Origin of the sequence: Mesorhizobium sp. M0293 (assembly GCF_040321735.1) — a bacterium.
GTDB lineage: Bacteria > Pseudomonadota > Alphaproteobacteria > Rhizobiales > Rhizobiaceae > Mesorhizobium.
This window is the reverse complement of the sequence record NZ_JAMYSA010000007.1, coordinates 59,381-79,251: the sequence shown is the minus strand read 5'-3', so window position 1 is coordinate 79,251 and position 19,871 is coordinate 59,381. Positions and strand designations below refer to the sequence as shown.

Genomic DNA, 19,871 nt, shown 5'->3' with positions numbered 1-19,871 from the left:
TTTTCGAAGACCGCGCGGCAATGCTATTGACCGCTCATGCTATACGTTGAAATCGCTATCGTGGTCGTACTCATCTGCGTGAACGGCCTTTTGTCGATGTCCGAGCTTGCCATCGTCTCATCACGCCCAGCCCGGCTGAAAGCGATGATCGACCGCGGCGTCAATGGCGCCGGCCGTGCGCTTGAGCTTGGCTCGAATCCCGGTAAGTTCCTGTCCTCGGTGCAGATCGGCATCACCCTGGTCGGTGTGTTGTCCGGCGCCTTCTCCGGTGCCACGCTCGGCGAGCGGCTGGCGCAGTTCCTGGCCTTGACTGGCATCCGCGAGACCGTTGCCGATCCGCTCGGCGTCGGCATCGTCGTTGCCATCATCACCTATTTCTCGCTGATCGTCGGCGAGCTGGTGCCCAAGCAGATCGCGTTGCGTGACCCTGAAAGGGTCGCCGCCAGGGTCGCTCCGGTGATGACCATCCTTGCAACCGTCTCGGCGCCGCTGGTCTTCCTGCTCGACTTCTCCGGCCGCGCCATCCTGTGGCTGCTCGGCCAGCGCGGCGAAAGCGAGGAGAAGGTCACCGACGAGGAGATCAAGATGCTGGTCGCCGAGGCCGAGCATCACGGCACCATCGAATCCGACGAGCGGCGCATGATCGCCGGCGTCATGCGGCTTGGCGACCGCGCCGTGCGCGCGGTGATGACGCCGCGCACCGAGGTCGACTGGATCAATCTGCAATCCGACGAGGCGGCCATCCGCAAGCTTTTGATGGAAACCCAGCATTCGCGCCTGCCGGCCGGCGACGGCGGCGTCGATGTCATGGTCGGTGTCGTCCAGACGCGCGACGTGCTGGCGGCAATGCTTGCCGGTCGCGTGCTCGACCCGCGCAGGCACGTGCGCGCCGCACCCATCGTCTACGATCAGGCCGACGCACTGGATGTGCTTTCCAAGCTCAAGGAATCCGACGTACCGATGGCGCTGGTGCATGACGAATACGGACATTTCGAAGGCATCGTCACCCCGGCCGACATCCTCGAAGCCATCACCGGCGTGTTCCGGGCGGACACCGATGCCGGCGATGAGGAAAACGCGGTCAAGCGCGAGGACGGCTCATGGCTGCTCGCCGGCTACATGCAGGCCGACGAGATGGCCGACATTCTCGGCATCGACCTGCCGGAAAACCGCGACTACGAGACCGTCGCCGGCTATGTGCTGGCACACATGCACCATCTGCCGGCGACCGGCGAACGCGTCGACGCGCAAGGCTGGCGCTTCGAGGTGGTCGATCTCGACGGCCGCCGCATCGACAAGCTGATAGCCACCCGGCTGCCCGGTGCTCACCGCGAGGCGGTGCGCTGACTGTCGACGCGATGTGCCGCATTCGCTCTATCGTTCCCAGAAGGGCTTGGCGATCTCTCCCTCGACCTGCCGTATCGTCAGACCGATATCGTCGATCAAATGGGGATTGTCCTTCGACATTTGCCTGAGTTGCCAGCGAAAGCGTACCCGCTCGCGCCAGGTCCGCTCGCGCAAGGTCTCGACAATGCTTCGCAGGATCGTCAGAAGCCGACGCGACGCCGGCCCCACGGGCGTTCCCGGCCGCGCTACACAATGCGGGGCCGATGCAAGGGTCTTGGTCATGGCAACCTCCATATGGTTTGAGGGCCGGAGGGCTCTCGAAAGAGGTTGAATTCTGCGCGATACGAACGGCGCCGTAATTAAGCCCTCCCAAATAGTTCTCAAAACTTCCAAACCGGCTAGAACAGTTCACCGGTTCACGGAACCGGCAAACTGCTCTAACTCTTTGTTTTGACGCAATTCCGGACGGAAAACCGTTTCACACTTTTCCTGGAATTGCTCTATAGATGCGCCCTATGCAGGGATCGCGTTTTGCCTTTGGTCCGTTCGTGCTTGATCCGAGTGCGGGAACGCTGCTTCGGAACGATGTCCCCGTTGCCGTTGGCTACCGCGGGCTAAGTCTGCTTGCGGCGCTCGTCGGACGGCCCGGCGAAATCTTGGGGAAGGCCGAGTTGATGGACGCGGCGTGGCCGGGCACGGCCGTCGAGGAAGGCAACCTCACCGTCCAGATCGCGCAGCTGCGCAAGCTGCTTGGCCCGCCCGGGGATGGCAGTGATGGGGGCGGTGAATGGATATCCACCGTTCCGCGCGTCGGCTACCGCTTCACGGGAGTCGTCGAACAGCTCGGCAGCGCGAAGCGAAAATCTCTGCCGCTGCCCGACAAACCGTCGATAGCCGTGCTGCCCTTCGTCAATTTCAGCAACGATCCCGAGCAGGATTCCTTCGCGGATGGGTTGACCGAGGACCTGATCACCGACCTGTCCAGGATCTCCGGCCTATTCGTCATCGCTCGCAACTCGACCTTTGCCTACAAAGGAAAGGCGATGGACGTGCGCGAGATCGCCGGGGATCTTGGCGTGCGTTACCTGCTTGAGGGCAGCGCAAGACGTGCCGCGGATCGCGTGCGCATCAACGCCCAGCTGGTCGATGCGGTGAGCGGCGAACATCTATGGGCGGAACGCTTCGATCGCAGCCTGGAGGATATCTTTGCCGTTCAGGACGAGGTCACGGCCAAGATCGTCGAGGCGTTGCTTGGCCGGCTGCGCGCGCCGCTGCCGCGCAATCGGCCCCAAAATCTCGAGGCCTACGACCTCTGCGTGAGGGCGCGCAAGCTGATCGATGATTCGCCGCAGACGGCGCGAGAAGCGCATCTCATGCTCACGCGCGCGGTATCGCTCGATCCGGAATATGCCGAGGCCTATCGCTGGCTTGCCATGAACCATTGGATGGGATGGGTGCATTGGGGCGAACCCATTGAACCAAACCGTAGCCTTGCTTTGGAGCTGGCGCGCAAGGCCGTGGCGATCGATCCCAACGATGCCGGCTGCCACTGGGTCCTTGCCAACCTGCTAGCCTATGAACGCCGCTTCGCCGAGGCGGATGCGGAATTCGCCAAGGCGTTCGAGCTCGACCCGAACGAGGCCGACGCCTGGGCAACATTGTCCGACATCGCGGTCCTGGCCGGGCAAGTCGAAGAGGGCCTTGAGCACATTCGCAAGGCGTTCCGGCTGAACCCGTTTCCGGCAAGCTGGTACTATCTGACGCTCGGCGCTGCGCAATACGCGGCGCGCGAGTACGAAGCCGCCATCGAGACACTGCGCAGGGACGAGACCTATCGCACAAGCTCACGCCGTTTCCTTGCGGCAAGCCTTGCGCAACTCGGACGGCTCGACGAGGCGCGCGCGGAGGTCGAAATGTTCCTCATCAGCAACCCGCATTTCACAACCCGCCACTGGGTCATGACGGAGCCGTTTCGCGACGCCGCCATGCAGGAGCATTTCGTCGATGGCTTCCGCAAGGCCGGTCTTCCGGAATGACGCGCCGGCGTGACCCGATGGGGTTCCCTGGCGGGACGACTTGCGTCCTCAAACCGCCGCCTCGATTGGCTCGGCAAGCCTGGGATTTGCCCGCGCGGCGATCAGGCAGCCGGCGACGATCAGGCATGCTCCAGTCAGCGTGGTCCAGGTCGCCTCCTCGCCGAAGAAGAACCAGCCAAGTGCTACCGCCCAGATGAAGGCCGAGTATTCCGTCGGGATCAGATATTGCGCTTCGGCGCGGGCGTAGGACCAACTCATCAGGAATTGGCCGGCTAGCGACAGTACCGTCACCCCGGCCAGCGGAAGCCAAAGATCGGCCGGCAGGGCGACGGCGAGCCACGGCGCTGCGAGGCCGAGGATGATCGCAACGAAAAGGTTCTGGAACAACATGATCTCGATTGGCTTGGCCAACTGCGCCTGTTGCCGGGCAAGGATCAGATTGTAGCCGTAGAACACCGTCGATACGAGCACCGCTGCCGTGCCGAGCATGGCATCCTGCGAATAGCTTGCCTGCCCGAACTGGCCGGCCATGATGATCGCGACGCCGGCGATACCGGCCAGCGATGCCCAGACAGCCTGCCGGCGGATTCGTTCGCCCAGCAGCAGCGCGGCGAGGAAGAGCGCAAACAAGGGCGCGACGAAGCTGAGCCCAATCGCTTCCGCGAGCGGAAGCCTGGCGAGCCCCCAAAAGAAGGATATCAGGACGATGCCGACAATTGCGGCACGCAGCGCATGCAGCCTCAGCACCGGAAGGGTTGGCTTCGAGCGCGGCCCCGCCGACCAGGCCGCACCCGCGACGACAGTCGCGACCATGCTGCGCCACAGCACCGTGTTGTAGACGCCCACGGCAATGACCAGGGTCTTCATCGCCGCATCCATCCCCGACAGCAGGAAGATCGCGAGCGCGCATACGAGCACCGGGATCATCGGGGAAACGGCGCCGGTCAGGCTGGATGTCTTCACGGCTACACTCATGTGACGGATTGCAGCCGGATATCTCAAGGCAAAGGGCGGGACCAGATGGCAGGACCGCGCATATGGAGGTCCAATCCCGATTGACGTCACGTCCGCCGCGGCGCCAAGGCACCAGCACCACTTTCCCCGTCGAGCGGCGCTCTTCCAGCAGCCGATGCGCTTCGCCGCGCCGTGCAGCACTCTTCCACCATGTGCCGGCACTCTTGCTGCGCGCCGGCGAGGCTGGATGCGATCTCGTCGTGCCGTGCGCTTCCCCCGCGGATGCCAGCCTCTATTGCGAAGCCAGTCATTCTCTTGCCGGCCAGTCGCGCAGAAGCGTAATCCCGAACTTCGGCGCGGCTACCTTGAGCCGTTCGATATCGGCGGGTGACGGCGGCCCGGCCACCTCTCCCTCACGCAGTTCGCGGCCACCTTCGGCGAGAAACTGCTCGAATCCGCTTGGCGTGCCTACCAGGATGTAGCGGACTGGCTGATTGCCAGGGTTCATGAGCTGGTGCGGTACGCCGCGTTTCAAAAACATGCTCTCGCCCGCCGACAGCGTTTTCGGCTCGCCATCCACAATCGCGGTCAACTGCCCTTCGATGACGTAGACCGTCTCGTCGTCGTTCGCATGAACATGGATCGGCGTCTTCGTCTGCCCGTCACTTCTGTTTTCGAGGAGACAAAGCAGACCTTCCGTCTGTTTGCCGGAAACCAGTTGCTTCATGACGACGCCTGCGAGCACAAATTCTTTCGATTCGAGATCTGTCATTGGTTCAACCCTGCCCGACATCATGTCTCAGCGAGCGAGCCGGTCAGGCACCAGATATGCTTCACGGCTCGATTCTCTGCGCACCTCCGAAGGTCTCACCCCGAAATGCTGGCGAAACGCGCGGTTGAACGTCGACAGATCGCCGAAGCCGGCGCTGTAGGCGATAGCGCCGATCGTCAGACCGGCATGGCGCGGGTCGGCCAACCTACGGTGAACCTCGGCGAGACGCTGGCCGCGCACGAATTTCGACAATGTCGTGCCTTCGGTCTCGAACAGCTTGTGGATGTAGCGCGGCGTAACGCCTTGACAACGTGCCAGCGTGGCGGCCGACAGATCTCCGTCCCCGAGATTTTCTGCGATATGGGCCTTGAGCATGCGCAGCCGCGCGGCCCGCAGGCTGCGCCCCTTTGCTATCTCAGCGGCGTCACGCGTCGCTCCGACCGCCAGGGCGCAGAGATCTTGAATATGCGTCGCGACAGCATGCTGTAATTCCGGTGTGCTCAGCGCGCGCTCGTCTTCAAGAATATCGAGATATCGCACCAGCAGTCGCAGCACACTCGCGTCGGGCGGCAGTGGCCGTAAGAACGCGTCCTCGACGCCAGGAGCCCGCGCCGTCAACAGCTTGCGTGGCACTGCAACGCTTGAGAACCGCGCCGGCCCCGGCAAGACCATCCTGCTGGTGTCGGCGTTGGACGAGAGGAGGCCGGCGCCGGGTTCCACGGTTGCCTCCCGGCCGAGTTGAGAGACGACACGCTGGCCAACCTCGTGGACATGCAGGATGACGTCGTCATTGCCATCGGACAGAAGTTCGCGGGTTCGATGGGCCTCGCCCCCCGCGGTCACTGTCATCCGCATGACGCTGATGCCCTGGCTGTTGTCCGAGATATTGGCGCTGCCCAGCGTGTAACCCGCCATCTCGACATGGAACTGGCCATCGGATGACCACGGAGGAGCAAGCACGCGCCGCGCCACCGGGCGGCCGAAGGTTTCGTTCCATCTCAGTAGCCGTTGTCGTGGCGGGAGATTTTTCGTCGAGAAACGGAACGAGGTGATTTCATTGGATGTCATCAGGCTCTCCACGGCCGCTCTGCCAGAATTGCGCCGCGCTCATGCCTTCAGTCCACCCCGACGCTATCTTGTCCATTGCCGGTCAAACGCCGAATGGGCCCACCGGTTCCCCCATCGGGACGGAGTTCACTTTTCCCCAAAACTCCGTTCGCTCCTGCCCAAGAGCCACCAGCCGGCATCCCCTATCGTGCTTTCACCGTGGCGCGGCTGAAAAGCGCGACGCCGAATGCCTGTTATCGGATTTATCAGGCTGTTTGCCCGAATGAGGAGAAAGGACATGGACGCAAGCATCAGTGCGGCAGTGAGGGCGGAAACCGCGGAGCAGGCGAAAGCCGTCGAGCCGTCGCCCGATCGCATCATGCGGCTGGGCTTCGGTTTTCGCGGCGCGAAGGCGCTTCTGAGCGCCGTCGAACTCGATCTCTTTTCCCATCTTGCCGTGGCGCCGCTCGATGGCGAAACGCTGCGACAGCGCCTCGGGCTGCATCAGCGAGGCGCGCGCGATTTCTTCGATGCACTCGTCGCATTGGGAATGATAGATCGATGCAGCGGTATCTACAGCAACACGCCGGAGACGGATTTCTATCTCGATCGAAGCAAGCCTTCCTACATCGGCGGGATACTTCGGCTGGCCGATACGATGGTCTATCCGGTGTGGAATTCGCTGACCGAAGCACTGAGGACGGGCGAACCGCACAGCGGGATCAAGGACGGCCAGGACCTGTTCGACTTCGCCTATTCCGACCCGCCTTCGCTGGCCCGGTTCGCGCAAGGAATGACCGGTTCCAGCCTCCCCGTCGCGACGGCACTCGCACAGTGTTTTCCGTGGACCGACTATCGAACGTTCATCGATGTCGGCGCCGCCGAGGGAGCGGCCGCGGTCGAGATCGCCAAGGCTCATCCGCACCTCACCGGCGGCGGCTTCGATCTGCCGAAAATGCAGCCCCTGTTCGAGGCCTATGTACAATCTCGCCGCGTCGAGGATCGGCTCCGATTCCATGCGGGCGATTTCTTCAGCGAACCACTGCCGTCGGCCGATGTCCTGGTGATGGGACAAATCCTCCACGACTGGGGCCTGAAAGTGAAGCAAGAACTCCTCTCCAAGGCATTTGCGGCGCTTCCGAACGGCGGCGCGCTCATCGTCTATGACCAGATGATCGACGACGAGCGGCGCGAGAACGCCGCCGGCCTGCTGATGAGCCTCAACATGCTGGTCGGGACACGCGGCGGCTTCGACTACACCCACGCCGACGCAACCGGATGGATGCGCTGCGCCGGCTTTGGCGACGTGCGCCACGCGCCCCTGACAAGCTCCCATTCGATGATCGTGGGGCGCAAGTAGCCGCGCCTCGAGCGGCCGATACCCGAAAGGAGAATGAGATGAACGATCCCAATTTCGATCCGCAGCAGCCGAACGGCCACTCCGCAACCCGCACAGACTCGCGCCCTTATGCTCTGGGCTATTCCGAGGGTGAATTCATGCGGCTGCAGAAACAGGGAGAATTCTTCAGCGATCTGACCGAGGACATGATGCGGCGGGCCGGCATCGAGGAAGGCATGCGCGTGCTCGACATCGGCTGCGGTGTCGGCGACGTGTCGCTGATCGCCGGGAGGCTGGCCGGGTCCTCTGGCAAGGTGCTCGGCATCGACCGCTCGGCGGATGCCGTCGCCATCGCGCAACGCCGCGCAGCCGAGGCCGGGCAATCCAATTGGATGCGGTTTGCGATAGCCGATATCGAAACGTTCTCGCCGGAGGGCACCTTCGACGCCGTGATCGGTCGCCTGGTGCTGATGTATTTGCCCGATCCTGCCGAGACGCTGCGGCGGCTGTGCCGGCATCTGCGCCCGGGCGGCGTCGTCGCCTTTCAGGAACTGGTCATGCCGATGGCAAGGAGCAATCCCGACGGGCCACAATTTCGCCGGTGCATCGAATGGATCATGGGCACTTTCGATCGGGCGGGGTTCGAACTCGAGATGGGTAGCAAGCTGTTCGCCACGTTTGTCGCCGCCGGACTGCCGGCGCCCCAGATGATCGCGTCAAGCCGAACTGAAGGTGGCCCGCATTCCCTCGTCTACGACTATCTCTCCGGCGTTGTGCGCAGCCTCCTGCCAATGACCGAGCAGGTCGGCGTTGCCACCCCGGCAGAGATCGCCATCGATACGCTGGCCGAGCGGCTGCGAGAGGAAGCCATCCAGCACAACGCATGCATCATGTTGCCACCCTTTGTCGGCGCCTGGACGACAGTGCCGAAATAGACCGCGCGTCGCGAGGACTGGAGCCTGGCATGACCCAATGGATCGAACCCATCGGCTATGCGGCGTCACTTGCCGTCTTCGCCTCTTTCTGCGTCACCGAGATGTTTCCGCTGCGCTGCTTCGCCATCGCCAGCAATGTGTTGTTCATGGCTTACGGATTTCTCGAGCGGCTTGCGCCCGTGCTCCTGCTGCACACGGTGCTTCTGCCCATCAATATCGTCCGATTGATCCAGCTTCGTCAGCCGGGACTGTGGCGGAAAACGACGGCGATCTTCCGAGAGACGCGACAGCGCTGACAGAGGCTGCTCAACCGAAGGAGATATGGAATGCCGGAACCAGCATTTTCGGAAAACCGCATGATATCAGGCCAACTCGGCCATATTGTCGATCCGCATGGCGTCCAGGCCATCGACATCATGGGACCTACGATCCAGTTCCTGACCGAACCTGGGGAGGAAGACAATTCCCCGTGCCTCATGCGGGGCACAATTCCGCCCGGCGTGATCGTGCCGCTTCACAGCCATCCGGATCTCGAGACCTTCATCCACGTTTCCGGTGAGTTGGAAGGGCTTTCAGGATCGGCCGTGCTCTTCGATTGGATCCGCATCAAGCCCGGCGATATTTTCCATGTGCCGGGCATGGCCATGCACGCCTTTCGAAACCTGTCCCATCAGCCGGCGGTCTCAAACATCGTCACGACTTCCAGGATGGCCAAATTTTTCAAGGAAATCGGCACGCCGGTCGTGGCTGGAGCGCCACCTGTCCCTCCCTCCGAAGCGGCTCTGCGGCACGTCATGGAAACCGCAACGAGATACGGTCACTGGAACGCCAACCCGCGAGAAAACGCCAGGGTAGGGATATGTCTGGCGCCGGAGTTTGGACAACACTGGCATGGACGACAGGCGTCGTCCGAGGTGGCCTCAAATTCATAATCCCCCCGCGTTACGCTCGTTCTCGCCGATCGCATCATCCGGTCAAGACAGGCGCGGGAGGCGCACGCCTCTGACAATTGAAAAGGGCGGCGCAAGCGCCGCCCCGGATCCTTGGGAGGATAATTCAAACCGGCGGTCAGGCCGCCTTGACTTCCTCGGCGACGGCGTCGGCCTGGCGCGCTGCCTTGAGTACCTTGGCCCACCACGCAACGTCGTTGACCAGCGCGGTCGCGGCCTGGTTCAGATGCTCGAGATCTTCCAGCTTCTTCTCGCCCTGGCGGACGGCAAGGAAATCGCCCCAGGCGATATGGACGGCGGACTTGACCGGCGCCATCTGCAATTCGACCGCATGAAGGCGGAGCTGTTCGACGGCGCGAGAGCCGCCGACGCTGCCATAGCCGACGAAGCCGGCCGGCTTCTTGTTCCACTCATTGGCCGCGTAATCGATGGCGTTCTTCAGCACCGCCGTCGGACCATGATTGTATTCGGCGGCGGTGAAGATGAAGCCATCGAATTCGGCGACCTTCTTCTGCCAGCGCTGTGCCACTTCATTCGTCGACGGCACCCAGGCAGAGGATGCGACCTCGTCGAAGAAAGGCAGCGGGAAGTCGCGCAGGTCGACGACTTCGACGTTGATGTCGGCATGTGACTTGGCGATCTTGGCGATCCATTCGGTCGGCACATCGGCGAAACGCGCGGCGCGTGTCGAACCGATGACAATGGCGATTTTGGGTTTGGACATGAAGGGCTCTCCTTGCAGTACTGGTATCGTTTGGATACCGGCGCTATATGAGATACTGTCAACTCGAGACGCAAGGAGGCACCTTTTTGTTACTGAGGCACCCGCACCGCACCGAGGACTGTCGCGCCATCTCGGAAATCCTGCAGCGCGTCGGCGACAAATGGACCGTTCTGGTCGTCGGCAAGTTGGGCGACGGACCGCTGCGCTTCAACGAGTTGCGCGCAGCCGTCGGCGGTATTTCACAGAAGATGCTGACCACCACCTTGCGCGGGCTGGAGCGCGACGGCTTCGTCACCCGCACCGTATTTCCGACCATTCCGCCGCGTGTCGACTATGAGCTGACCGAGCTCGGTCACGAGTTGCTGATTCCGGTCAGTGCGCTGGGCGAATGGGCGCGCAAGAACACTACACGCGTTAGAGCGGCACGTGAAAAATTCGACAGTGTGCATGCCTGAGACCCTTGCATGGCAAGGAATCCGGAGTTTCGCGGTGAGCGAAATTGCCCGTCGACAAATGAACTTCGCGCTTCTCTAAGCGAGGCCCCGCAATTTTGTCTTGGGTGCCTGAGGCCGACCAACGCACGCGCCACTCTGACGACGACAATCGCATACCAAAGACAACCATTTCAGGTTCTTGGCGCCATGCCCTCGCAAGGCGCCGGGCTGCAGATCGTGCATGTCGCGGCTGGCTCCCTAACGCCCACATTGCCATGCAAGCAGGTGGTGGACGGAAGGTCTTCTTTGACTGCGGCATAGGCGGTTACGCCAAGCAGGCAGGCCACCGCGACCAAGGCTGCCACAAGCCAGCTGTTCAGCATATGTTGACGCATTGTTTCTCCCCCAACGCCCGCAGAATCGGGCCAGGAGGCAACCATTGGATGTCGCGAAAACGCGTCCCCCGCATGGGCGATGTTACAGGCGGTGTTACAAATGACTAAGCTTGGAAGAACCGGCTTCCGTCAGCCTTCGGCGGGAACCGCTTTCGGCTTGCCTTCGCCGTCCAACGCCACCATGACGAAATCGGCATGAGTGACCTTTTCCATCAGATCGGAGAGGTAGCGCTGCGCCCAGGCTTCGACCTTGAGCGTCATCGAGGTGCGGCCGACGCGCTCGACATGGGTGTAGATGCACAGCGTGTCGCCGATCTTCATCGCCTTGGCGAAAGACATTTCCTTGACCGCCGCCGTCACCACCCGGCCCTTGGCGCGCTCAGCGGCGCGGATGCCGCAGGCCAGGTCCATCTGCGCCATCACCCAGCCGCCGAAGATGTCGCCGGCTGCATTGGCATCCGAAGGCATGGCCAGCGTGCGCAGCGTCAGGTCTCCGATCGGCCGTCCATCCGCGTAGTGCACCATGGGGAAAATCCTTCGAGACCGGTTGCCCTCGATCCCGTAACGTCATGGCGCCGACAGGTCAACGCGACCACAGCCCGACTGCCCCCGGCGAAGGCTCACGTGACTGCTAAAAATAACGCTCAAGGTTCGAGCGAATGCGATCGAGCACGCTGTCCCCGGAAAGGTCGGGAGAGAATTCCTTGCCCGTGATCGCCTCATAGGCCTGCGCATAGACCCGCGAAGCCTGTTCGACGATCTCGTCCGGTATTTCAGGTATGGGGTCCTTGTAAGGATCGCACCGGGCCGAGACCCACGAGCGGATGAAATCCTTGTCGAAGCTCTCCGGCCTGCTGCCGCTGGCGAGCGCCTGTTCGTAGCTCGCCGCAATCCAGTACCGGCTGCTGTCGGGCGTATGGATTTCGTCGGCGAGAATGATGGTCCCGTTCTTGTCGGTGCCGAATTCATATTTGGTATCGGCGAGGATGAGGCCGCGCTCGGCGGCGCGCTGCTGGCCGCGGGCGAACAGCCGCAAGGCATAGTCCGATACGGTATCCCACTGCGCCGGCGTGAGCAGGCCCTGTTCAAGGATCTCGGCTTTGGACAGAGGCTCGTCGTGACCACCATGCGAAGCCTTGCTGGTCGGCGTGATGATCGGCTCAATCAGTTTTTCATTGTCGCGCAGGCCGTCCGGCAGGCGCATACCATACATCTCCCGATCGCCGCGCCGGTACCTGGTCAGGATCGAGGTGCTGGTGGTTCCCGCCAGATAACCACGCACGACGATCTCGACCGGCAGGATGTCGAGCGTTGTGCCGACGACGACGTTTGGGTCGGGGTATTCGAGAACATGGTTCGGGCAGATATCGGCGGTTTCCTCGAACCAGTACCGAGCCGTCTGGGTGAGGATCTCTCCCTTGTATGGGATCGAAGTCAGGATGGTGTCGAAGGCGCTGAGGCGATCGGTGGCGATGATGATGCGCCTGCCGTTCGCCAAATCGTAGTTTTCGCGGACCTTGCCGCTGTAGTGGCCCGGCAGTTCGGGAATGAACGCGTCAGGAAGGGTCCGCATATGATTTCCTGCCTTCCGCAGATTGGCCAGAGCACGATTCCGAAAAGCTGCAGACTTTTCGGAAAAAATCATGCGCCAAAATAATGCCATCGCATAGGCCGTCGAGCCGGTGCATATCAAGCGCGATTGTCGGGAATCCCCGCAAACCCGACCAGTTCGACGGTCGCTTTTTTCACAACTGATGCCGGATGGCGCGGCGACGCGGTCAACCTGTCACGTCTAGGCTGCGGCCAGATTTCCGGAGCCAACCAGACCCATCATGCAGACCTATGATTTCATCATCGTCGGCTCCGGCTCGGCCGGCTCGGTCCTGGCCGATAAACTGTCGGCGTCGGGGCGCTTTTCGGTGCTGGTGCTGGAGGCCGGCGGCACCGACCGCCGCTTCTACGTGCAGATGCCGCTGGGCTACGGCAAGACCTTCTTCGATCCTGATGTCAACTGGAACTACAAGGCCGAGCCGGACCCGGGCCTCGCCGGCAATGCCGACCACTGGCCGCGCGGCAAGCTGCTCGGCGGTTCGAGTTCGATCAACGCCATGGTCTGGATCAGGGGCGCGCGTGAGGATTTCGATGCCTGGGCGGCCGCCGGCAATCCCGGCTGGGGCTATGACGACCTGCTGCCCGCCTTCAAGGCGCTCGAGGACAACCAGGCCGGCGCTGATGCATGGCGCGGCACGGGCGGTCCGCTGCATGTCACCGACTGTTCGAACGCCGTCCATCCGCTGACCAAGCGCTATCTCGCCGCCGGCCAGCAGGCCGGCCTGCCGTTCAATCAGGATTTCAACGGTGCCGCCCAGGAAGGCGTCGGCATCTACCAGATCTCGACCCGCGACGGCCGCCGCATGTCGGCGGCGCGCGCTTTCCTGCGCCCGGCAATGAAACGCGCCAACGTCCGCGTCGAGATGAATGCACTGGCGACCAGGGTGTTGTTCGAGGGGAAGCGCGCCGTTGGCGTTGAATATCTGCAGAACGGCGAGACGAAGACGGTGCTCGCCGGCCGCGAGGTCATCCTGTCGGGTGGTTCGGTCAACTCGCCGCAATTGCTGCAGCTGTCCGGGGTCGGCCCCTCCGCCCTTCTTGGGAGCCTGGGCATTCCCGTCGTCCACGCCAACGAGAATGTCGGCGCTCATCTGCAGGACCATGTCGGCATCAACTACACCTTCAAGGGCCGGCTGCCGACGCTTAACCAGACGCTGCGCCCCTGGTGGGGCAAGCTGCTGGTCGGCATGCAATACATCCTGACGCGTTCGGGCCCGCTGTCGCTGTCGATGAACAATGCCGGCGGCTTCTTCCGCACCGACCCGGCGGCCAGCCGCCCCAACATGCAGCTCTATTTCCAGGCCTTCTCGACCGTCATTCCAAAAAGCGGCGAACGCCCGATCCTGACGCCCGACCCGTGGCCGGGTTTCTCCATCGGCCTGTCCAACTGCCGCCCGTCGAGCCGTGGCGAGATCATGATCCGCTCCAGCAATCCGCGCGACTACCCCAAAATTGTCGCCAATGCCTACTCCACCAATGCCGATGTCGAAGAGATGCTGGCGGCGGTGAAATTCGTGCGCAAGATCGCCTCGATGCCCGCAATGGCCGAGATCATCGAGGAAGAGGTGCTGCCCGGTCCATCAATCACCTCGGACGCCGACCTAGTCCAGGATTTCAGGAAGCGCTCCGGCACCGTCTATCACCCGGTGTCGACCTGCCGCATGGGGCCTGATCCCGCGCGCGCCGTCGTCGATCCGCGTCTCAAGGTGTACGGTGTCGAAGGCTTGCGCATCATCGACGCCTCGATCTTTCCCGACAACATCACCGGCAACACCAACGCCGCCTCGATCATGACCGGTTGGAAGGGCGCCGAACTGGTTCTGGAGGACCAAGAATGAAGATCACCGACGTCAAGACCTGGGTAGTCGGCAACCCGCCACCCGGCATCGGCGGCAAGTATTTCATCTTCGTCAAGCTGACCACCGATGGCGGCGTCGTCGGCTATGGCGAGGCCTATAACGCCACCTTTTCCGCCCATGTCACGGCGAAAATGATCGAGGACATGGCCGAGCGCTACCTCGTCGGCCGCGATCCGCACGACATCGAGAACTTCTTCCGCCGTGCCTATTCCTCCGGCTTCACCCAGCGCCCCGACGTGTCCGGCATGGGCTGCTTCTCGGCGCTGGAAATGGCCTGCTGGGACATCATCGGCAAGGAAGCCAACAAGCCGGTCTACAAACTGCTCGGCGGCCAGGTGCACGAGACGCTGCGCACCTACACCTATCTCTATCCGCACACCGGCAGTGTCCATTCGGAGGACGCACCGCACGGCAGGAACGTCTACAACGACCCCGAAATGGCGGCGGCCTGTGCGCTCGAATATGTCGAGCAGGGTTTCAACGCGGTCAAGCTCGACCCGACCGGCCCCTACACCGCCTTCGACGGCCACCAGCCGCGCCTTATCGACATCGATGTCTCCACCCGCATGATCAAGGCGATCCGCGAGGCGGTCGGCACCCGCGCCGACATATTGTTCGGCACGCACGGCCAGTTCACGGCGTCGGGCGCGCTGCGCATGGCGCGCGCCATTGAGCCCTATGATCCCTTGTGGTTCGAGGAGCCGGTGCCGCCGGATATGCCCGAGGTGATGGCGCAGGTCGCCCGCGGCACGTCGATCCCGATCGCCACCGGCGAGCGGCTGACGACCAAATTCGAATTCGCCCGCGTCATCGAGAACCGCGCCGCGACCATCCTGCAGCCGGACCTCGGCCGCTCCGGCGGCATCCTCGAAACCAAGAAGATCGCCGCCATGGCCGAGGCCTACCACATCCAGATCGCACCGCATTGCTATTGCGGACCGATCGTCGGTGCCGCCAACATCCAGTTGGCGGTGACGTTGCCCAACTTCCTCATCCTCGAATCCTTGAAGCAGTGGGACGGTTTCCACGCCACGCTGCTGAAGAAGAAGATCGAGTGGCAGGACGGCAACGTCATCCCGTCGAAGGAGCCCGGCCTCGGCGTCGAGCTCAACGAAGCGGTCTGTGACGCTCATCCCTACACCGGCAAGGACCTGCATCTGCAGATGATGCAGACGCCGCTGATGCCGTGAGCGAAAGCTACGCCTTCATCGGCCTTGGCCATCTCGGCGGCAACCTTGCCGCCAGCCTGATCCGCAACGGCTTTGCCGTCATTGTCTTCGACCGTGATCCCACTGCTGTCGAGCGCCTCGTTGCGCTTGGGGCAGCGGCAGCGAATAGCCCGGCCGACGCGGCGGCACGGGCCGGCAACGCCATTACGTGCCTGCCCTCGCCGAAGGTCAGCGAAGCGGTGCTGGCCGGCCCCGGCGGCTTGCTCGAAGAGCTGCCCCGGAGCGGCACCTGGATCGAGATGTCGACCAATGGCCGCGACGAGATTCTTCGCCTCGCCGCCCTCGCCTCGGCCAAGGGCGTCGAGACACTGGAATGCCCGGTCACCGGTGGCGTGCATCTGGCGGCGGCCGGCAAGATCACCGCACTGGTCGGCGGTGATCCAGCACTCTACGAGCGTCATCGCCCGGCGATCGAAGCGATGTGCGCGAAGTCGTTCCTGATGGGACCAATCGGCTCGGCGGCGGTGATCAAGGTCATCACCAACATGCTGGCCTTCATCCATCTCGTCGCCGCCGGCGAAGCATTGATGCTGGCCAAGCAAGGTGGGCTCGACCTCGCCCAGTCCTACCACGCCATCGTTGCTTCCTCCGGCAACAGCTTCGTCCACGAGACCGAAAGCCAGCTCATTCTCAACGGCTCCTACGACATCGGCTTCACCATGGACCTGGCGCTGAAGGACCTCGGCTTCGCGCTCGCCATGGGCGAGCAGTCAGGTGTGCCGCTCGACCTCGCCACACGCGTCAGCGCGATTTTTGAGCAGGGCAAGGCTGCCTATGGCGGCGGCGCCTGGTCGACCCAGATCGTCAAATTGCTGGAAGATGCCGTTGGCACCGACCTGCGCGCACCTGGTTTCCCGGCCAAACTCGAACTCTGACGCCAGCTATATATCGAACGATTTCAGGGCGTTGTATGGATCGGCGGATCCATCTGAATCAATCTGTCAACGGCTGGATTCAGTATCTCAGCGTCAGCGCACCCGGCAGGATCTCGAAGGTCGCGGGTATGCGTCCGGGCGACTCGCCGTCTATGTCGACCAGCGCGCCATTCTCTTGCACATCGCCGAGCGGCTCGACCACCACCTTCCTGCCGCGCAGGATGGTGATGTCAGGATGGTCGCGGTGCCGGCCGCCATAGAGCAGGCGGATGTCCCAGATCAGCTTCAGCTTGCCGGCCGCGCGCAGGATGACGATGTCGAACTGCCCGTCGGTCAGTTCGGCATCCGGCGCGATCATCATGCCGCCGCCGAAGAATTTTCCATTGGCCACCGCCACCAGCGCCATGCGCGCCTCGACCGGGGCGCCTTCGTCGACGGTGATCCTGACGTCCTGGAAGCGGTAGCGGATGAACTCGACCACGGTGCGCCACAGGAACAGCGCCTTGGCCGACATCCTGCCCTTGCGCTTGTCGGCATTGACGGCACGATCGGTGGCGCCGGACAGGCCCAGGCTGGCGATGTTGATGAAGTGGCGGCTGGCCAGCGCGCCATGATCGTCGATGTAGCAGATGCGCCCGGCATCGACCTTGCGAGCCTTGGCCTCGGCGATCCGCTTCAGCACCGCATCCACCTCTTTCGGCAGGCCGAGGCCGCGCGCGAAATCGATGCCGGTGCCGCACGGCAAGAGGCCGAGTTCGGTCGTCCGGCCGGTCTCCTGGAATGCCTGCAGCAGGCCATCGGCCACTTCGCTGGCGGTGCCGTCACCACCGGCCGCGATCACCAGATTGAAACCTTCAGCCGCAAGATCGAGCGCCAGCCTTTCGGCATCACCTTCGGCCTGCGTCTCGCGCAGCTCGAATTCGCCGAAATGCTTTTTCAGCGACGCGGCGACATCAGGCCAATGCCGTTTCAGCCGGCCGCCACCGGCAATCGGATTGAGAACCACCCCGACTTTCAATACGCACCCTCCCCCAGCGCCGAGCAAGCAGCGCTCGATCCTTTGCCGGCATTGAAGCTCGCGCCCGCCGGCGGAGCAAGTGGCGAAACGCGCTGTCCTGTTTTCGGCGTGACCGGCAAATGCGGCAATGATCCCCGATAATCCCGCTATCCACAGGCCCTGGGCCATTCCCCAAGACCCTTACCCGGCGTACGTTAAACCCATCTCAGGCGGCTACCGATCGCCCAGCCGAAAGGCGAAGTGAAAGGCGGATTTCCTGAGGCCCGTACGGCCCGAAGCGAGAGCAGGCTTGCCTGTTTCGAGGGACGGAGCCGAAACCTACGGGGCCGCGGAAAGCGTGCCAACGCCGACGGCGGACCGATGCTGCCATGAAGGACGGCAAAAACCTTCGATGGTGCGCAGGGCAAAGCTCGCAAGGGTGGCGACCGGCGTGGTCCCGAACGGACGCTGCTTTCGGGTGGCGGACTGGCAGGACCGTCAAAATCAAGGCCGGCAAGGCGCGACGACTTTACGGAAGTTGCTGCCGCGACCGTGTCCTGATCTGACAGGGAGGCGCTGGGAGAAATCCCGGCGCCGACTGTCTTTTTGTCCCCATATTTTTACGGTGTTTTCGGTTGGGGCTGCAACCGGCGGTAAAATCAGCTAACGTTCGGCGTCACTCGGAGGGGGATACTTCATGACGCTGATCCAGAAGCTTGCTGTTGCCTATGCCTTCCTGTTTTTCGGTGTCGTCGCCATCGGCTACATACCGGCGTTCAACGATGCCAACGGCAATCTGTTCGGCCTGTTCTCGCTGCAATGGTATGACGACCTGCTGCACGCCTTCTCCGGCGTCTGGGCGCTCGCCGCAGCCTTCATCTCGCACCGCCAGGCGGTGTTCTATTTCAAGCTGTTCGGTTCGGTCTACCTGTTCGACGGCGTGCTCGGGCTGATCACCGGTTCCGGCTGCCTCGATGCCGGCATCTTCATCAACGGCTTCCGCTCCCTCAACGACATCGAATTTCCGGCCCGCTTCTTCGCCAACCTGCCGCACATCGTCATTGGCGGCTTCGCCGTCTATGTCGGCTTTTGGCTGGCAAAGCGCATACACGACCACTTCGCCACGGCCTGATCGGGCATGTTCCTGTTTCGCTGGCTGAAGCGTATCATCAAGACGATCCTCTGGCTGATCGTCATCGTCATTCTCATCCCGATCGCCGGGCTGAGCTATGGCTTCCTGACCACGTCGTCGCTCGACAAGACGCCGCTGCCCGGCATTGCCGACGGCGCTCCGCCCAAGGCGCTGGCCGACAAGGTCCGCGCCGAGATTCCCGGCTACCAGCGGCCGGAGGAATCGACCTTCCTCACCTACCCGGAATGGGCGATCGTCTACGCCGCACGCGAATATGCCGGCTTCGTCAACAAGGACCAGCCGAGCGGCTTCCCCTACTGGTCCTATGTCGGACGCTTCTGGCAGGACTACGCCATGGTGATCCGCGCCAGCTCTCCCTACAAGTTCAACTACGCCAACCACCAGATGCTGGTCATCATCGGCACCAGCCACTCGATCGAGCATATCCTGCAGTGGGCCTATGAAAACACCGTCGGCCGCATCACCGAGGCGACATCAGCCAAGCGAACCGCTGCCGACATCTATCAGGCCAAGGTGGCGGCCGACTATGCCGCCTTCCTCGATCAGGTGCCGTGGTACCAGTTCCCCTATGCCGAAAAGCGCGCCGGCCTGTTTGCCGTGCAGCCAGCGCCGGGCGACAGCTCCATCCGCACCAGCGAACGCAAGCTGGCATTCAGCCTCGCCGACACCATCAAGCAGGCCTATGCCGACCTGATCAAAAAGGCACTCGCCGCCACGACGAACCCGGCCTTTCTCGATATCCATGTCTGGGCCAAGGGGCCGGTCGGTGAAGCCACACGCGACGAGCCGGACACCTTGCTCGAACGCGACATGGGTGCCGACGGCGCCATCTTCGTCACCAAGCGCTATCAGGTGTTCACCGACATGATCCCGCGCCTGATCGACAAGGGCGTCTCCTTCGTCGAGATCGGCGGCAACGACGAGATCATGATCACCATGCTCTCCACTGACTCGATTGCCATCCCCGAAGGCATGCGCATCCTGTTCAGCTATCCTCTGCCGGCCGATCCGGGAACGCGCCGCACCGGCATGGTTGTCGCCGTACGCAAGCTGCATCTCGTGCTGCCGGCGCTGATCAAGTCGGGCGCCAGGCTCGAACATGTCTATGACTACTGAGACGATCCGGCCACTTTCCGCAAAGATCGGCTATCGCGAGCGCCCCGCCACGCTCATTCCACAATCGCGGCCAAATCCCGCCTTGTTCGCGCGCGATG

Annotated in this window: 20 protein-coding genes; 12 read left to right on the top strand and 8 right to left on the bottom strand. The window is 62.8% G+C overall.

Translation table 11 applies throughout. From position 1 onward, the window contains the following. Positions 1 to 36 precede the first annotated feature (36 nt). Complete coding sequence (locus NKJ06_RS04960; RefSeq protein ID WP_352627671.1) at positions 37 to 1,347, top strand: hemolysin family protein; 1,311 nt, start codon at positions 37 to 39, stop codon at positions 1,345 to 1,347. Positions 1,348 to 1,374: 27 nt separating this feature from the next. Here the strand turns inward: NKJ06_RS04960 and NKJ06_RS04955 are convergent, their stop codons facing one another. Then, positions 1,375 to 1,629 (bottom strand): DUF1127 domain-containing protein, encoded by a 255-nt coding sequence (locus NKJ06_RS04955; protein ID WP_352627670.1) that lies wholly within the window; start codon positions 1,627 to 1,629, stop codon positions 1,375 to 1,377. A gap of 224 nt (positions 1,630 to 1,853) precedes the next feature. Between NKJ06_RS04955 and NKJ06_RS04950 the strand changes: the two genes are divergently transcribed. Next, a complete protein-coding gene (locus NKJ06_RS04950; RefSeq protein ID WP_352627669.1) occupies positions 1,854 to 3,383 on the top strand; it encodes a winged helix-turn-helix domain-containing tetratricopeptide repeat protein in 1,530 nt (509 codons plus the stop codon). 48 nt (positions 3,384 to 3,431) lie between these two features. Here the strand turns inward: NKJ06_RS04950 and NKJ06_RS04945 are convergent, their stop codons facing one another. The 3 genes from NKJ06_RS04945 to NKJ06_RS04935 form a co-directional block, all read right to left on the bottom strand. Further along, positions 3,432 to 4,358, bottom strand: a complete 927-nt coding sequence (locus tag NKJ06_RS04945; RefSeq protein ID WP_352627668.1) for a DMT family transporter — start codon at positions 4,356 to 4,358, stop codon at positions 3,432 to 3,434. A 286-nt stretch (positions 4,359 to 4,644) separates the two neighbouring features. Beyond that, positions 4,645 to 5,109: a cupin domain-containing protein gene (locus tag NKJ06_RS04940; RefSeq protein WP_352627667.1), complete on the bottom strand. Its 465-nt coding sequence runs from the start codon at positions 5,107 to 5,109 to the stop codon at positions 4,645 to 4,647. A 27-nt stretch (positions 5,110 to 5,136) separates the two neighbouring features. Next, positions 5,137 to 6,177, bottom strand: a complete 1,041-nt coding sequence (locus tag NKJ06_RS04935; protein WP_352809278.1) for a helix-turn-helix domain-containing protein — start codon at positions 6,175 to 6,177, stop codon at positions 5,137 to 5,139. A 277-nt stretch (positions 6,178 to 6,454) separates the two neighbouring features. Here NKJ06_RS04935 and NKJ06_RS04930 point away from each other — a divergent pair, with 277 nt between their 5' ends. From NKJ06_RS04930 to NKJ06_RS04915, 4 genes are read left to right on the top strand one after another with little or no spacing between them, the layout of a single operon-like run. After that, complete coding sequence (locus NKJ06_RS04930) at positions 6,455 to 7,516, top strand: methyltransferase (RefSeq protein WP_352627665.1); 1,062 nt, start codon at positions 6,455 to 6,457, stop codon at positions 7,514 to 7,516. A 38-nt stretch (positions 7,517 to 7,554) separates the two neighbouring features. Continuing rightward, the gene (locus NKJ06_RS04925; protein WP_352627664.1) at positions 7,555 to 8,430 is read left to right on the top strand and encodes a class I SAM-dependent methyltransferase; all 876 of its coding nucleotides are present in this window, start codon (positions 7,555 to 7,557) and stop codon (positions 8,428 to 8,430) included. Between the two features lie 29 nt (positions 8,431 to 8,459). Continuing rightward, the gene (locus tag NKJ06_RS04920) at positions 8,460 to 8,726 is read left to right on the top strand and encodes a cyclic nucleotide-binding protein (protein WP_352627663.1); all 267 of its coding nucleotides are present in this window, start codon (positions 8,460 to 8,462) and stop codon (positions 8,724 to 8,726) included. 30 nt (positions 8,727 to 8,756) lie between these two features. After that, positions 8,757 to 9,362 carry a cupin domain-containing protein gene (locus tag NKJ06_RS04915; protein ID WP_352809276.1) on the top strand — a complete coding sequence of 202 codons (606 nt, stop codon included), beginning with the start codon at positions 8,757 to 8,759 and terminating at the stop codon, positions 9,360 to 9,362. 136 nt (positions 9,363 to 9,498) lie between these two features. On the opposite strand, the gene NKJ06_RS04910 is transcribed toward NKJ06_RS04915, so the two are convergent. After that, positions 9,499 to 10,104, bottom strand: a complete 606-nt coding sequence (locus NKJ06_RS04910) for an NADPH-dependent FMN reductase (protein WP_352627661.1) — start codon at positions 10,102 to 10,104, stop codon at positions 9,499 to 9,501. 86 nt (positions 10,105 to 10,190) lie between these two features. Between NKJ06_RS04910 and NKJ06_RS04905 the strand changes: the two genes are divergently transcribed. Beyond that, on the top strand, positions 10,191 to 10,559 hold the full coding sequence (locus NKJ06_RS04905; RefSeq protein WP_352627660.1) for a winged helix-turn-helix transcriptional regulator: 369 nt from the start codon (positions 10,191 to 10,193) through the stop codon (positions 10,557 to 10,559). Positions 10,560 to 11,062: 503 nt separating this feature from the next. Here NKJ06_RS04905 and NKJ06_RS04900 read toward each other — a convergent pair. Continuing rightward, entirely contained in the window at positions 11,063 to 11,458 is a 396-nt protein-coding gene (locus NKJ06_RS04900) for an acyl-CoA thioesterase (protein WP_023761257.1), read from the bottom strand. A gap of 106 nt (positions 11,459 to 11,564) precedes the next feature. Then, positions 11,565 to 12,506, bottom strand: coding sequence for a phosphoribosylaminoimidazolesuccinocarboxamide synthase (locus NKJ06_RS04895; RefSeq protein WP_352627659.1), 942 nt, complete (start codon positions 12,504 to 12,506; stop codon positions 11,565 to 11,567). A gap of 259 nt (positions 12,507 to 12,765) precedes the next feature. Here NKJ06_RS04895 and NKJ06_RS04890 point away from each other — a divergent pair, with 259 nt between their 5' ends. The 3 genes from NKJ06_RS04890 to NKJ06_RS04880 are packed head-to-tail and all read left to right on the top strand — an operon-like array spanning position 12,766 to position 16,507. Beyond that, on the top strand, positions 12,766 to 14,382 hold the full coding sequence (locus NKJ06_RS04890; protein WP_352627658.1) for a GMC family oxidoreductase: 1,617 nt from the start codon (positions 12,766 to 12,768) through the stop codon (positions 14,380 to 14,382). Further along, positions 14,379 to 15,593, top strand: coding sequence for a mandelate racemase/muconate lactonizing enzyme family protein (locus tag NKJ06_RS04885; RefSeq protein ID WP_352809274.1), 1,215 nt, complete (start codon positions 14,379 to 14,381; stop codon positions 15,591 to 15,593). Before NKJ06_RS04890 ends, NKJ06_RS04885 begins: the two co-directional genes overlap by 4 nt. Then, positions 15,590 to 16,507, top strand: coding sequence for an NAD(P)-dependent oxidoreductase (locus tag NKJ06_RS04880; RefSeq protein ID WP_352627656.1), 918 nt, complete (start codon positions 15,590 to 15,592; stop codon positions 16,505 to 16,507). Before NKJ06_RS04885 ends, NKJ06_RS04880 begins: the two co-directional genes overlap by 4 nt. 79 nt (positions 16,508 to 16,586) lie before the next feature. On the opposite strand, the gene NKJ06_RS04875 is transcribed toward NKJ06_RS04880, so the two are convergent. After that, positions 16,587 to 17,525: a diacylglycerol/lipid kinase family protein gene (locus tag NKJ06_RS04875; protein WP_352627655.1), complete on the bottom strand. Its 939-nt coding sequence runs from the start codon at positions 17,523 to 17,525 to the stop codon at positions 16,587 to 16,589. A gap of 676 nt (positions 17,526 to 18,201) precedes the next feature. Here NKJ06_RS04875 and NKJ06_RS04870 point away from each other — a divergent pair. Together NKJ06_RS04870 and NKJ06_RS04865 are read left to right on the top strand one after the other, a co-directional pair. Next, on the top strand, positions 18,202 to 18,636 hold the full coding sequence (locus NKJ06_RS04870) for a DUF4383 domain-containing protein (RefSeq protein ID WP_352627654.1): 435 nt from the start codon (positions 18,202 to 18,204) through the stop codon (positions 18,634 to 18,636). Positions 18,637 to 18,642: 6 nt separating this feature from the next. Beyond that, positions 18,643 to 19,773: a hypothetical protein gene (locus NKJ06_RS04865; protein WP_352627653.1), complete on the top strand. Its 1,131-nt coding sequence runs from the start codon at positions 18,643 to 18,645 to the stop codon at positions 19,771 to 19,773. Positions 19,774 to 19,871 lie beyond the last annotated feature (98 nt).